We start from the raw sequence: 14,265 nt of genomic DNA on the forward strand, positions 1-14,265 counted from the left end.
CGAACGAACAGTGAGTTAAGGCATCGTATCTGTCAGTCGACTTCAAAACGGATCTCTGACAAGCGTGTCGCTTTCCTGACTAACAAACTTACTGAACTTGCCAGACAGTCTTATGGTGCGGTCAAAAAATCCTCTCCAATGATGGAAGAGGTCCGTTACTATGCACAAGAACTAATCAGGCTATCTAATCGGAGACAAACTGTTTTGGATGAAATGGTCACATTCGCTCAGCCATTACCTGAATATGAGATCCTTCTCTCTATTCCTGGAATAGCGGAAACCTCAGCGACAAGTATTATTGGTGAATTGGGCGACAGGCGTCGCTTTCAGTCTGCCAATCAAATCAACGCCTTTATTGGGATTGATCTCAGACACTATGAATCTGGGAACTTCTTAGCCAAAGAACATATCACCAAACGCGGGAACCCTTACGTGAGAAAGATTCTATTCAAGTGCATCCACAACATCGCTGCAGCTAGTCACACTAATCCCTGCCATATCGCAGATTTCTATGAGAAACGAAAAAGACAATCGCAGGTGACGTCAACTAAGCCACATACGATTGCCTCCATGCATCGCCTCATCAGGACGATGTATTACCTCATAACGCATAACAAACTCTACGATTATACTTCAACCCAAAATCAGTAAAGTTGTCTATACCCTAGTATTGTAACACCTTATCGAAAAATTTCCAACATAAGGTGTTCTTTTGACATGCCTTTTTTTTACTAAATAAGTGTCAAAAATAAGACAGCACTTTCGAAATAGCTACTGTCTTGAAAATATTTTTTCTTAAATCCTTGATAAACTTGACAAATGGTAGAAAAAGACCCCATAATCTCCATGGTGGTTTTACCCACTACAGAAATTATAGAGCCAAAATTATGGACCTACAAATCAAGGGGTGAATTACGGAATTATCTTTACAGGTTATTCGTTAGCCGCCTTTTTCGCTCCTCGTCTAGCCATCCAATTGGCCAATGCCAATAACGGAAACTATAGTCAGGCCTTTTATCTCTCAATTGCCTTTGCAGTTGTTGGACTTGGGCTTAACCTTATTTATATCAAAATGCACAAAAAGTGACCCGAATATCCATGCTTAACCCTCTCAATTTTGGTATAATGGTATAAACGAGATAGGAGGGAAAGATGACAAGCTATTCTCGATATATTAAAGACAATCCTTCTGGCTTTCCCTATTATTATGAAAAGATGCTCCTAACGCCTCAGGATCCTGACATCATGTACCATTGGCATCCAGAATTGGAAATCGTCTATGTCCAAAAGGGCTCCGCTCACTATCATATCCATACGGAGACATTTGATAGTGCTGCTGGAGATATTATTCTGATTCAGCCTACTTTCTTACATGCCATTAAGCCTATCGTAGGCAAGGAACAGCATAGCCAGATTTTTCGCATTCACTTAGACAATTTGGGACGCTCGCAAATTGAGTTGTTCAGTCAACGCTACATTCAACCCATTTATTCGGGGCATTTTCATCTGACGACACGTATTCAGCCCGCTATGCCAGGCTATGAGGAAATCAAGGCCTGTCTACTAGCCATCTTTGCCTTGGTACATGACCAAAGTCTCTACTATGATGTGCTACTGAAGTCGAAACTATATGAATTTCTCTATCTTTTATTCAAATACCGACATGTCAATCGACACTATAGTGATGAGACCTATCGTAAATATGAAAAATTACGAGATTTAATCTAATATATTGACGATCATCTAGCTGACCAGCTCACGATTGGCCGATTAGCAGACTATTTTGGCTACAGCCGCAATCATTTTATGAGCATTTTCAAACAGCATACGGGAAGTTCCTGCGGGGAATTCATCCTGCAAAAACGCCTCAACAAGGCTTGCGAATTGCTGATCCAGACCATGTTGCCCATTGCTGAAATCGCTCCTCTTGCTGGCTTTGATAATTTATCCAATTTTAATCGACATTTCAAGCAGCGCTTTCAATTGACTCCTAGACAGTATCGGAAACGAACGGGAGCAAGGCAGAAATAGTCAGCTGACTAAGCAAGGTTGTACATACAAAAAGCTGAGAACTTTTTACGTTCTCAGCTTTTTTATATTATGCCAACTCGGCGATAATCGCTTTGAGTTGCTCTTTACTGTGGACACCAGCAACTTGTTTTACGACTTCTCCGTCTTTCTTGAAGAGAAGAGTTGGGATTGACATAATCCCAAATTCACGGGCTGTATTTGGATTCTCATCGACATCCATTTTCAAAATTTTCAATTCATCTTCGTGAATTTCTTCTGCTAATTGCTCCAAAATCGGTGCTTGCATGCGGCATGGACCACACCAAGTTGCCCAAAAATCAATCAGCACAAGTCCTTCTTTGGTTTCTTCAACAAAGTTTGCATCCGTAACTGCTTGAACCATATTCGTTCTCCTTTTTTTCTTTGTATTGTTATTCTACACTAAAAGGAAACTTTTTCAAAATATTTGCTACGCAAGGCAAATATCTATGACATAGGTGAATTCTTGATAGCATTCCTCAATGTCAAACAAGTCCAAATCCGCCTGATTAGCAACTATATAAATCCCCTCTCTGAGGTAGTAAGGCAGTGGCTGTCCAGCCATGTCTGTCAAGGATCGGCTAGCCTTTTCTACATCAACACCGAAACGGAAAGTAGGCGTATCCTTTGGCTGACCGACGACTAAGTAATCGCTACATACCAACTTGCCACCCCATTTTTGATAGAGATGATTGGCCACATCTCCCTCACGTGTGAAAATCGCTAATCGTTCTACCTGATATTCTTGTAATTCCTGTAAAGCCCGGTCATAGAGTGCTTGAGCTATGCCCTGTCCTTGATAATCGGGGTGAACTGCTAGATTGGTAAAATAGGCCACTTTGTCTGCGGGTGCATACAGATAGGACTGGCTACATTCTTGATTGTAAATGTCTATATCTAGCAAACCAACAATCTGACCATCTTTTTCTGCTACCCACTCAATGCGGTCATCATAGATATCCCTATTCAAGGTAGGCTTGGTTGTCTCTCTATCATCAAAAAAGGGAGAAAAGAGATAGCTAAGTGCCTTAGTATAGACCCAACCTTTTTCATCACTCGGCTTGTATCTCCTGATAAGCATATTTCCTACTCCTTGCTTTAAAAGATACCACTATTTTACCCCTCCAATCGGGTTTGTCAAGGGATATATTATTTAAAGGTCACAATGGTTGCACCGCTGCCTCCTGCATTTTGCGGGGCATAGCCAAATTCCTTGACCTGCTTGTTACGACGAAGATACTTGGTGACACCTTCACGGATGACACCTGTTCCGATACCGTGAATGATATCCACTTGGGACATATTGTTGAGAAGAGCCTGGTCGATAAATTCATCCAATTCCTGCATGGCTTCTTCATAGCGTTTGCCACGCAAGTCAAGGCGGGCCTTAGGCCCTTTTCCAGTGGTGCGTTTGACGACATGGACCTGTTTTTGTTTTGGCTTTTCTTCTTTTTCAGCCTTAACAAGGGTAAATTCGTCTGATTTCAACGTCATCTTAATCAAGCCAACTTGGGCTTCCCAACGACCGTCTTTCAACTGCTTGGTCAAGGTGCCCCGCTGTCCATAGCTCGTGACTAAAATATCATCTCCCACGCGCGCAGCCTTTTCTTTTTTTGCCTTTTTTAAGACCTTATTTTTCGATAAATCTACGACTTCTGGTGCTAATGTTTTCAGCTTGCTTTTGGCTTCAATAATCTGGTGTGGCTTCAAGCTAGCCTGGCTGTGAAGATTTTTCAGAATCTCATCACTTTCAGCCAAAGCCATGGTCACAATCTCTTGTGCTTCTAAACGTGCCTTATTTAACTCTGTTTCTTTTTCTCGTGAAAATTCGTGATAGAGTTTCTTCAAGGCACGGTTCATCTTGAGATTTTCCTGCTCGACTTCACGAATGGTATCTAAACGCTTACGACTTTCTACTGTTTGCGCTTCTAGCTTTTCAATAATGTGATTCACATCACTGTCGGTCTTTGTCATGCTTTCGGCATCGCTAATAATAGCCGTTGATAAGCCGAGTCGCGTTGCAATCTCAAAGGCATTGGAACGCCCTGGAACACCCTGCATAAACTTGTAAGTTGGCCGCAGGCTCTGGCTATCAAATTCCATGCTGGCATTTTCCACACCGATTGTCTCGATTCCGTAGGCCTTTAATTCAGGATAATGGGTGGTCGCCATGGTTTTAATGCCTCGCAAGCGCAAGTCTTCCAAAATCGCCATGGCAAGCGAAGCTCCCTCTTGTGGATCAGTCCCCGCTCCCAATTCGTCAAACAAGATAAGAGAATCTTGGTCAGCTCGGGCTAAAATATCGACTGTATGGGTCATGTGACTAGAGAAGGTGGATAAACTTTGCTCAATCGACTGTTCATCGCCAATGTCCGCAAACATTTCGCGGAATAATCCAACTCGACTGCCCTTATCCGCCAAAATAGGAAGACCAGACTGGGCCATGAGATGCGTCAACCCCAGTGTTTTCAGCATAATGGTCTTACCACCTGTATTGGGACCTGTAATCACGATAGCTGTCAATTCTTCCTTGAAATACAGGTCATTGGGAATGGGGTGAGCTAAAAGTGGATGGCGAACATTTAATAGGGCAATATCTTTCGACAAGGATAGAGTTGGGATAGTCGCCTGATAGGTCCTATCAAATACATGCTTGGCACAGATTAGATCAAGGTGGCCAATGACCCAAGCATTGTTGCGAATGACACGGCCATGGGGCCGCAGCATATTGGACCATTCTTGCAAAATACGGCTGATTTCATGGCGTTCTTCTGCCTTGGCATGGGTCATTTCCTCATTCAAGGACACAACTGCACGAGGTTCAATATAAACGGTTGACCCAGAAGCAGAAATATCATGCACCACACCTGAAATTCGATTACGATAGGTATTTTTGACTGGTAGGACATTGCGACCATTCCGACTGGCCAGAACAGTATCTGTCAGCATATCACTCTTGGTCTTAAGCATGTCTTGCAAGACCTGTCTGATTTGATCTTCAGACTCGCGAATCTTCCTGCGAATCTTGGCTAATCTCTCACTAGCAAAATCTTCCACAAAACCCGCATTATTAATCGCCTGTAAACTGCCTTGGATATGGGGAAATAACTCAATTTTTTCAAATAAGGACGACAATTGAGTCAAATGGACATTTTCCAATTGCTGGTAAAAATCTGCTAATTCTTTTGAAACTTCGAGAACTTTTTTGACAGCTAAGATTTCAGAAATATTGAGATCTGCCTCCAAGTCCAAACGCTTCATGGCTGGCGCAATATCAACAGTTGCTCCTATGCTAAAATGCGGATGCTCAACAAAAAGTTGCCCCATATCTGCCATTTCATCAAAGGCTTGCTGAATCCGCACCGCATCTGTCATTGGCGCAAGAGCCTGTAGTTCAAACGCTCCCTGTTCTGTTACGATAAAGGGTTCCAACAAGGCCTTGACCTTGTGAAACTCCAAGGTTTCCATAATTTTCTGGTTCATTTTCTTTCTCCGAGGTTCATCCTCTTTCATTCTGCATTTCTATTACATATTCATCCTATCAACCTAATTATTTAAGGGTGAATTTGCACATGTCTTCCAATTTCAAGTAAAACAGAGGGATTGGGCAACACGTGCTCAACCCCTTTTCTAAATGAAGCCACTCTATTAGCCAAGCCCTGCAAGCCATAGTTTTCTGAACAAGCTACTCGTAATCGGTGTGTACTGAATAATCGCATTGGCCAGCCAACTTTTATGCAGCGTATCTTGCACCGCTGCTAGGGGAATAGTGCCTACAATCGTCAACAACATCTGCAACGAAATAACGGTCACAACCATCGCTAAAATACCGCTGATTGCATTGGTCACCGTCGTATCCGGATCGACAAAACGGAGTAAATGCACCAACAATCCCAGTATCCGCATAAAAAGATAAACTATAGCATAGATAAGGAAAAAGGCCAAGCCAGCATAAAAAATCTTATCAAGACTAAATAAATACTTGCTCTCAAAATAATAGGTACTAGCACCCTGCCCTGCCGTTGCAAACGGTACCCACAGATACAACAGAGCCACTATTTTTTTGTATTGACTCGCAGCAATAATAAGGGAAAAGATGCTAGCAAAGGTATAATAACTCTGCAGCACTAACCCACGACTGTAGCCGATATAAAAACTCCAACATAATATAATAAACAAAAGCAACGTTATCATGATGGATCCTCGAGTTCATCTAGATCTAGGAGAGTTACGTTTTTCTTGAGCACTTTTTCTTTGACACTAGCTAATTCCACCTCTACTTTTTCATGCTCCAACTCTCGTTTCAACTGGACAGACAAGGCATTGATTGCAAGCAATAGCGCCAAAGTCTCAGAATCCGCCATCGGCATTTTTTCTTTAATTGCTTGATATTTTTCCTGTAGGATGCGCTCAATCTCTTCCATAAAGAGATTATCATGTTCTGTCGTGAGTGTTAATTGTTTTTCTCCAAATGTAAATTTGTATCGATTTAAGTTTGCCATAAAAATACCTCAATTCATATTATATCGTAAAATCAGCCATTTGGCTAATCCCAATACCCTTAAAGAATGGTCTTTCTCCGTACAAAATCGACAAAGCGAAACTTATCAATCTTATGCTTACTTTCTGTATACTGAAATTGCTGAGCGTTTCCTAAAAAACGAGGGAGCGAATCTGAACGAGATAATCGCCCTTGTTCATCTAAAATTCCAACTGAGCAAATTTTTTCCGATTTATGCGTGTCAACACTAACACCTAGAAAAGAGTAATAAAACTCGCTCCAGCTATAGCAAGAAGGGCATCCCGACTGCCTGTCCAAGCCATTTCCTAATAACCTGTCGGAAAGAGGAGGCCGATGGGACCACCCGTTGCCGTCGTAATCATCCTAACAATGCTTAAAGCAATAGCACTCACCATGGTTGCTCCTATATTCCAATAAAAGCAAAGTACGCTAGCAATCGTCATCGAAACGACAGCTTTTAGACTGATGGTGGCAAGTGCCGTTGCACTCGCTAAGGTATCGGCCACACTACTATGAAAAAACGTTGCTGTCGCAAAGTCCATGTGAATCACACGAGTATAGAAAACACCGAGTGAAACTAGAAAACTAATCCCCAGAAAGATATGAATCATCACAATCAAACTCCAATACTTGGCCCAGAAAATCTGCTTGCGATTGAGGTCCTTGTAGAGAAAGAGAGTGTGATCATCCACTTCTCGTTTAAAGACTGAGATGGTTAGGAAAAAGAGAGCCATAGTGGGTAAAACCAAAGAATCTGTTGCTCCAAAAAACATGCTCCAAAATTCGATAAAGGACAGCTTGAGTCCTTACTATCCTTGAAAAGGAAACGGCGCTTAACCTTCGAATCAAAAACGGAATATCCATTTTTCCTGGCTCTCTTGTTTTTTCACGCTTCCCAATCTTTCCTTCCACAGTTTTCCTCTTTTATGGTACAATAAGAAGATGAACAATCTTGTGATAACGATAGATGATCAACAAAAGCAACAGCTAAAAGCGCAGTATGCCCATTATCAACTACCTAGTAAGAATCCCTATGTCGAAGCCTTTTTCAAGGTAGACGGTGTTAGTATCACCCTCTACCAATCAGGCAAGCTGATGTTTCAAGGAGAAAAGGCCAGTTTCTTGGCGCAGAAATGGGGCTACCAAGAAAAGCAACCTCCTCATCAGCCAATACAATCCCAACAGATTCCAATAATTGGAACAGATGAAGTCGGAAATGGGTCTTATTTTGGAGGGCTGGCTGTTGTTGCGAGTTTTGTGACGCCAGATGACCATGCTTTTCTCAAGTCACTCGACGTGGATGATTCCAAACGGCTAACAGACCAGAAAATCTGCCAAATCGCACCAGTGTTAAAGGAAAAAATCACGCACCAAGCTCTGCTATTGACCCCAAAGAAATACAATGAAGTCATCGAGAAAGGCTACAATGCAGTATCTGTCAAGGTCGCCCTGCACAATCAGGCCATTTTTCTGCTCTTACAAAAGGGAGTACAGCCACAAGAGATTGTCATCGATGCTTTTACTAGCAGTAAAAACTACAGTCGCTATCTGGCTCAGGAAAGCAATCACTTTCCAAATCCAATCACGTTAGAAGAAAAAGCTGAGGGAAAATACCTGGCCGTCGCTGTATCATCCATTATCGCACGCGCCATGTTTTTGGAGAACCTAGCCCAACTAGGTCAGGAAATCGGACACAACTTACCATCTGGTGCCGGAAAACAATCAGACCACATTGCTCGAGATATTCTGGCTCAATATGGCATGGCTGGACTTGAACAAACTGCCAAACTACATTTTGCCAATACTCAGAAAGCACAGGCACTCTTATCACGTCGTAAATGAGGTATCAACTATGAAACGTTTTTTGAAAGAATGGGGATTATTCTCCCTTGTTGTCATATTCGCTATCCTTTCTAGGCTCTTTATCTGGAGTCTTGTTAGTGTGGATGGTCATTCTATGGATCCCACGCTCTATGATAAGGAGCAATTGGTCATGCTGAAAGTCGGAGACGTCAAGCGATTTGACATTGTCGTAGCCAGCGAAACAGACGATAGCGGCAAGGAAAAACTCATTGTCAAACGAATTATTGGTCTACCAGGTGATACCATTCATTATGAAAATGATACACTCTATGTCAATGGCGAACAAGTTCCTGAGCCATATCTTGACGAATACAAGGCTGCCTTTGCCCAAGATAAATTGCAAGCGACTTACTCCTACAATAAATCTTTCCAAGAGCGTGCCCAAGCTGCTCAAGCCTTCACACAAGATGAACACTACAATCCAACATTCACGACTCAGGTCCCAGATGGACAGTATTATCTACTGGGCGATGACCGTTTAGTGTCACTGGACAGTCGCAATGTCGGTACATTTGAAAAGGCTAATATTAAGGGCAAAATCGTATTCCGCCTCTGGCCTCTCAACCGCATTAAATCATTCTAATCAGGACTCCCAAGCTAAACGTTGTATTCTTTCTTCATTGACGTCTGAGCTTGGGATTTTCACTACCCAGATACCATTAGGAAACACTATGAGCGAATTCTATTTTACAGGAACCATTGACCGCATCATCTTTGAAAATCCGTCCAATTTTTACAAGATTCTGCTACTTGAAATCGATGATACCGATAGTGACTATGATGACTACGAAATCATTGTGACAGGCACGATTGCAGATGTCATCGAGGGGGAAGATTATCAATTTTATGGTCATCTCGTCACCCACCCCAAGTATGGTCAGCAGCTCCAAATCACGCGCTATGAACGTAGCAAACCAACTGCTGCTGGCTTGGTCAAATATTTTTCCAGCGATCAGTTTAAAGGAATTGGGCGCAAAACGGCTGAAAAAATTGTCGAACTCTACGGAGAAAATACCATTGATCACATTCTCGCTGAACCTGAGAAATTAACGCAAATTACGGGACTTTCTGCCAAATACCGGCAGGCTTTCCTTGAGAAATTGCATGCCAACTACGGCACAGAAGTCACTCTAGCAAAACTAGCTGAATACGGTATCCCTAACAAACTAGCCTTTCAAATCCAAGACCAATACAAGGAAAAAACACTCGATGTCCTTACCGAAAACCCCTATCAACTGGTGGAAGATGTGCAAGGACTGGGTTTTACCATTGCTGATAAAATTGCAGAAACTCTAGGAATCGCAAGCGATTCTCCGCAGCGTTTTCGGGCTGCCATGCTCTATAGTTTGATTCACAAGTCTATGGAGACGGGCGACACCTATATCAAAGCCCGTGATTTATTGGAACACTCCCTAGAGGTACTTGAAACAGCCCGCAAGATTGAGCTGGATCCTGCTCTTGTCGCCCAAGAATTAACAGGATTGATTCAAGACGGCAAGGTCCAGCAAATGGACACCAAAATCTTTGATAATTCCCTCTTTTTTGCAGAACAAGGTATCCATAAGCAAATCAAGCGCTTATTAGACAAACAAGAAGTCCCCACCTTTTCAGCTGAAAAGATTGACGCTGCCATCCGTGAAGTCGAGGAGCTTTCAGGTTTCCAATACGACACCATTCAGAAACAGGCCATTCATCAAGCCCTCAACAATCCGCTCTTTATCCTGACAGGAGGACCAGGAACCGGAAAAACAACGGTCATCAATGGGATTATTTCCATTTATGCTATGCTCCACGGAATCAACCTGACCAAGATGACAGGCGATTGCCCGATTTTACTTGCCGCACCAACAGGTCGGGCTGCTAGACGAATGAATGAATTGACAGGACTGCCAAGTGCGACCATTCACCGCCATCTTGGCTTGACAGAAGGTCAGGAAGAAAGCTATCGAGACGAGTATCTAGATGCTGAATTTATTATCATTGATGAATTTTCCATGGTAGATACCTGGCTTGCCAACCAGCTGTTTCAGCACATTTCATCCAATACTCAGGTCTTAATTGTAGGAGATGCTGAGCAATTGCCCTCTGTCAGTCCTGGGCAAGTCTTAGCTGATTTGCTGAATATTCCTGCTATTCCAAGCATTACTCTGGAAAAAATCTTCCGCCAGTCAGACGACTCAACGATTGTCACCTTGGCGAACCATATCCGACAAGGGCAACTTCCTCCTGATTTCCGAGAGAAAAAGGCTGATCGTTCCTATTTTGAAGCCCAGAACGAACAAATTCCTGCGCTCATTGATCGGATTGTCAGCGCAGCCGTTCAATCAGGAATCAAGGCACAAGAAGTACAAATCCTCGCTCCCATGTACCGAGGACAAGCAGGTATTGACCAGCTCAATATCACGACTCAAGCCCTCCTAAATCCGCTCGCAGAAGGGCAACTTGAATTTCTCCAAAACGAGATCCGTTTTCGTCAGGGAGACCGTGTCATTCACTTGGTCAACGATCCCGAAGCCAATGTCTTTAATGGAGACTTAGGTTACATTACCGATCTTCTTCCTGCCAAATATAGCGATTCCAAGCAGGACGAAATCACAATTAACTTTGACGGAAGTGAAGTGACCTACCCCCGCAACGAATGGTACAAAATCACCTTAGCCTATGCCATGTCTATCCACAAATCACAGGGGAGCGAGTTTCAGGTCGTCATCCTGCCAATCACACGAACCAGCTACCGCATGCTCCAGCGCAACCTCCTCTACACTGCTATTACCCGTTCAAAGAGCAAACTCATTCTCTTGGGGGATTACAGTGCCTTTGACTATGCCGTAAAAAATGCAGGAACAAGTCGTAAGACCTACCTCAAGGAGCGCTTTGAGACAGGGGTGGCCGAGCTGGTGCTAGAAACTGAGACCATAGCTAGCACTAATTCAGAAGAAGAAGCCCCCCAATCCTACATCCTAACTGAAGAAAATCTCCTGACCATTGATTCCATGATTGGGATTACAGAAGAAGATATTCAGGTATTTTTTAAAAAATAGATGATTTAAGCTGAAGAGACTACTTCGTTTCTTCAGTTTTTTTACTGTTTTTCATATAAAATCTATTGACATTTTGGATTTATGGGTGTATATTTTATATATACTAAATTTTGATATATATCCGATATCAATCTATACTCAAAACAAATCAAAAAGCAAAGGAGGAGTTGCAATGTACTTTCCTGTACCCGCTGTGCTGACAGAATTTCTCATCCTAGCGATTTTAGAGTCCAAAGATTCTTATGGCTATGAAATCAGTCAGACCATTAAGCTCATTGCCAATATCAAGGAATCTGCTCTCTATCCTATTTTAAAAAAGATGGAGCAGAATGATTATTTGGCCACCTATTCCCAAGAATACCAAGGCCGTACGCGCAAATACTATAGCTTAACCCAACTTGGACATGAACAACTGGTTCGGCTCAAGGAAGATTGGGACACCTACACATCGACTATCAATGGCATTATAGAAGGGAGCATTCGTCATGACAAGAACTGAATACATGGAGCAGTTAGAAAAACATCTGAAAAAATTGCCCCACAAAGAATACCAGGCAGCGGTGAATTATTTTAAAGAATACTTTGATGATGCAGGTCCAGAAGGTGAAGCAGCCTTGATTGAAGAATTAGGCTCTCCAAAAGAAGCAGCTAGTGATATTATCAATAATATCCTTGACCGCCATATCGAAGAAGAGATGACTGCCGAGCGTAAAAGCAAGACTAAAACCATTTGGCTAGCTGTTCTTGCCCTCCTTTCGCTTCCCATTGCCATTCCCTTGTTGCTCCTTTTGATCGGCATACTTTTTCTGATAATCGCAGGAGTTGCAGGACTCATCCTCTCGGCCTTCCTATTGGGACTGGGGCTCATCGTGACAGGTGGTTATCTTATCTGGGAAGCCTTTAGCCTCCTTGGTCAATCCCTCCCAGCCTTTCTCATGGGATTTGGGACAGGAATTGGTCTCATCGGTGGCGCAGCCATTCTCTATGTTGTCACAGGACTCTTTGCCTACTGGTCAGGTCGCCTAGTCAAATTTCTCTTTCAATGGATTTTAAAGCGAGGTAAAACAGCATGAAAAAGAAAATTACGATTACCTTATTAACGGGTTTTATTACCTTGATTTCAGGTTTAATTCTTTGCGGTGTTGGCTACTTCATGGGAGGTATTGAAGATATCCAGACCATTTCTACTCCTAGCTTGACAGAAGAAACCTATAAAGACATCAAAGAAATCACGATTGATTCCCAAACGAGGACAGTTCAAGTCGACGAATCCCCAGATGATCAATTCCATGTCCGCTATGCCAATTTTGATAATTTCCGCTACCGTTCCCTCTCTTTGCAACAGGATAATCATACCCTCACCATTCAAGGGAAAGACCCCAAATTCCATATTCAAGGAATCATGCAATTTTTAGGACAGGAATTAGCCATCAACATAGCGCGCAATCATGAACTCAAAGAATTGACCATCCTTGTTCCCAAAGGAAAAACACTTGAAAAACTGTCTGGTTGGAACTACAGCGACTCTCTATCGCTCCATAACGTCCGTATCAAAAATCTTGACTGGGGTGGCTACATCTATGGTGATAATGTCAAGCTAGAAGGCGGAACAATCCACATATCTAGCAATGGCTCCCTCACATTCCAACATTCTCACCTGAAAAATATGACCATGGACGCATCCGTTGCCATACAATCCTACCAAACCAGTACACTTGAAAATGTCACAATTCAAAACGCTGGCTCCATCCACCTGCATGATACAACCATTCTCGGCACCACCAAAATGGAGACCACTGGCCCATACCATGCAGATATCAACATTGGCTTATCCGAAAAGAGCCAAAAAGATACCCAGCTTGATGTGATTGTCTCTTATGATTGGGAGAAACTGCGTGAAGCCTACTACGCTCCACATACCTATACTGAGTCAGAAAATGACGAAACCACCAAAGCTCAAGAGGAAGCATTCCGAAAGGAACATCTGACACAGATGGGAATCAACGTAGGAAGCGAATATAAGAATCTCAAAATCGAAGAAAATAGAGACGGCGCAAAGGCAACTTTCAGCCCAAAAGATGCTCCAAATAAACTCATTATCCGCACAACCAATGAACAAGTTAACCTTGGCTCACTGGAATCAAACCATTAACACAAAAAGGGAGTGGGACAAAATCGTGATTTCATAGAAATCGATTATCCTCACTCCTTTATTTCTAGATTCAGGCTAAAATAATCCACTGGATTATTTTACTCCCATCCCCGCATGTTGACTAGCTTTCACAATTGAGAATGGTGGAAGGCTGGAAATAGACCGAGCACAGCTCGCCCCATGCAATTGAGAATTGTGAACGGTTGGAAATAAGGCTAGCGAACTCTTCTTCGCTAGCCTTTTTAATAGAATGTTGATTTATCAACGTTTTACAAACCAGACAACTACTGCGTTAAGCTGCTCGAACTATAAAAATGAGCAGTTTTGGTACTTTTTGCCTAACCTTTTTCTGTTTTTAACTCCCTACACAATCTTTTCAAAGACCATGGTAGCCTGAATACGATCTCCTCCACCCAAGCCTTTGCTTCCACCGTTAGCTGTCGTAATCGTATGAAGTCTGTAGCCTTTTTGAACTTGACGATTGATAACATCTTCTAATTCCGTCAAATTCCCAGAACCTGTCCCCCAAAATTTCTCTTTTAATGTCACCTGAAGAACCACGTAATGTAAGTTATCTGCGCTAGAAGCTGTTGAAAAAGAACTTTGGTCTTTCATCTGATCAAAAAATCCCATAGCAC

Annotated in this window: 14 protein-coding genes and 2 pseudogenes; 9 read left to right on the top strand and 7 right to left on the bottom strand. The window is 42.5% G+C overall.

Annotated features, from left to right (window positions below; translation table 11 throughout):
• From ABPH35_RS00450 to ABPH35_RS00460, 3 genes and pseudogenes are all read left to right on the top strand, one after another.
• The coding region (locus ABPH35_RS00450) for a transposase (protein WP_368849450.1) at nt 1-651 on the top strand (651 nt) is incomplete at its 5' end.
• Between the two features lie 229 nt (nt 652-880).
• Nucleotides 881-1,087: pseudogene (locus tag ABPH35_RS00455) on the top strand (L-lactate MFS transporter); the annotation flags it as partial.
• Between the two features lie 65 nt (nt 1,088-1,152).
• Nucleotides 1,153-2,031: pseudogene (locus ABPH35_RS00460) on the top strand (helix-turn-helix domain-containing protein).
• A 67-nt stretch (nt 2,032-2,098) separates the two neighbouring features.
• Here ABPH35_RS00460 and trxA read toward each other — a convergent pair.
• The 6 genes from trxA to ABPH35_RS00495 form a co-directional block, all read right to left on the bottom strand.
• Nucleotides 2,099-2,413 carry a thioredoxin gene (gene trxA, locus ABPH35_RS00465; RefSeq protein WP_119875626.1) on the bottom strand — a complete coding sequence of 105 codons (315 nt, stop codon included), beginning with the start codon at nt 2,411-2,413 and terminating at the stop codon, nt 2,099-2,101.
• 66 nt (nt 2,414-2,479) lie between these two features.
• Complete coding sequence (locus ABPH35_RS00470) at nt 2,480-3,130, bottom strand: GNAT family N-acetyltransferase (protein ID WP_349988742.1); 651 nt, start codon at nt 3,128-3,130, stop codon at nt 2,480-2,482.
• A 68-nt stretch (nt 3,131-3,198) separates the two neighbouring features.
• Nucleotides 3,199-5,532 carry an endonuclease MutS2 gene (locus ABPH35_RS00475; protein ID WP_349988741.1) on the bottom strand — a complete coding sequence of 778 codons (2,334 nt, stop codon included), beginning with the start codon at nt 5,530-5,532 and terminating at the stop codon, nt 3,199-3,201.
• A gap of 165 nt (nt 5,533-5,697) precedes the next feature.
• The gene (locus ABPH35_RS00480) at nt 5,698-6,243 is read right to left on the bottom strand and encodes a CvpA family protein (RefSeq protein WP_349988740.1); all 546 of its coding nucleotides are present in this window, start codon (nt 6,241-6,243) and stop codon (nt 5,698-5,700) included.
• A complete protein-coding gene (zapA, locus tag ABPH35_RS00485) occupies nt 6,240-6,551 on the bottom strand; it encodes a cell division protein ZapA (RefSeq protein WP_349988739.1) in 312 nt (103 codons plus the stop codon). Before zapA ends, ABPH35_RS00480 begins: the two co-directional genes overlap by 4 nt.
• Nucleotides 6,552-6,876: 325 nt before the next feature.
• Nucleotides 6,877-7,320: a hypothetical protein gene (locus ABPH35_RS00495; protein WP_368849451.1), complete on the bottom strand. Its 444-nt coding sequence runs from the start codon at nt 7,318-7,320 to the stop codon at nt 6,877-6,879.
• 193 nt (nt 7,321-7,513) lie between these two features.
• On the opposite strand from ABPH35_RS00495, the gene rnhC reads away from it, so the two are divergent.
• From rnhC to ABPH35_RS00525, 6 genes are all read left to right on the top strand, one after another.
• Nucleotides 7,514-8,413, top strand: coding sequence for a ribonuclease HIII (gene rnhC, locus ABPH35_RS00500; RefSeq protein WP_349988737.1), 900 nt, complete (start codon nt 7,514-7,516; stop codon nt 8,411-8,413).
• Nucleotides 8,414-8,423: 10 nt separating this feature from the next.
• The gene (gene lepB / locus ABPH35_RS00505) at nt 8,424-9,017 is read left to right on the top strand and encodes a signal peptidase I (RefSeq protein WP_349988736.1); all 594 of its coding nucleotides are present in this window, start codon (nt 8,424-8,426) and stop codon (nt 9,015-9,017) included.
• An 88-nt stretch (nt 9,018-9,105) separates the two neighbouring features.
• Nucleotides 9,106-11,475, top strand: a complete 2,370-nt coding sequence (recD2, locus tag ABPH35_RS00510; RefSeq protein ID WP_349988735.1) for an SF1B family DNA helicase RecD2 — start codon at nt 9,106-9,108, stop codon at nt 11,473-11,475.
• A gap of 172 nt (nt 11,476-11,647) precedes the next feature.
• Nucleotides 11,648-11,974, top strand: a complete 327-nt coding sequence (locus ABPH35_RS00515; protein WP_349988734.1) for a PadR family transcriptional regulator — start codon at nt 11,648-11,650, stop codon at nt 11,972-11,974.
• Nucleotides 11,961-12,548 carry a DUF1700 domain-containing protein gene (locus tag ABPH35_RS00520; protein ID WP_349988733.1) on the top strand — a complete coding sequence of 196 codons (588 nt, stop codon included), beginning with the start codon at nt 11,961-11,963 and terminating at the stop codon, nt 12,546-12,548. Before ABPH35_RS00515 ends, ABPH35_RS00520 begins: the two co-directional genes overlap by 14 nt.
• A complete protein-coding gene (locus tag ABPH35_RS00525; protein WP_349988732.1) occupies nt 12,545-13,627 on the top strand; it encodes a DUF4097 family beta strand repeat-containing protein in 1,083 nt (360 codons plus the stop codon). Before ABPH35_RS00520 ends, ABPH35_RS00525 begins: the two co-directional genes overlap by 4 nt.
• A gap of 363 nt (nt 13,628-13,990) precedes the next feature.
• Here the strand turns inward: ABPH35_RS00525 and ABPH35_RS00530 are convergent, their stop codons facing one another.
• Nucleotides 13,991-14,260, bottom strand: coding sequence for a DUF4177 domain-containing protein (locus ABPH35_RS00530; RefSeq protein ID WP_349988731.1), 270 nt, complete (start codon nt 14,258-14,260; stop codon nt 13,991-13,993).
• Nucleotides 14,261-14,265 lie beyond the last annotated feature (5 nt).

This window comes from Streptococcus handemini (assembly GCF_040984445.1).
In the GTDB taxonomy this organism is placed as follows: domain Bacteria; phylum Bacillota; class Bacilli; order Lactobacillales; family Streptococcaceae; genus Streptococcus; species Streptococcus handemini.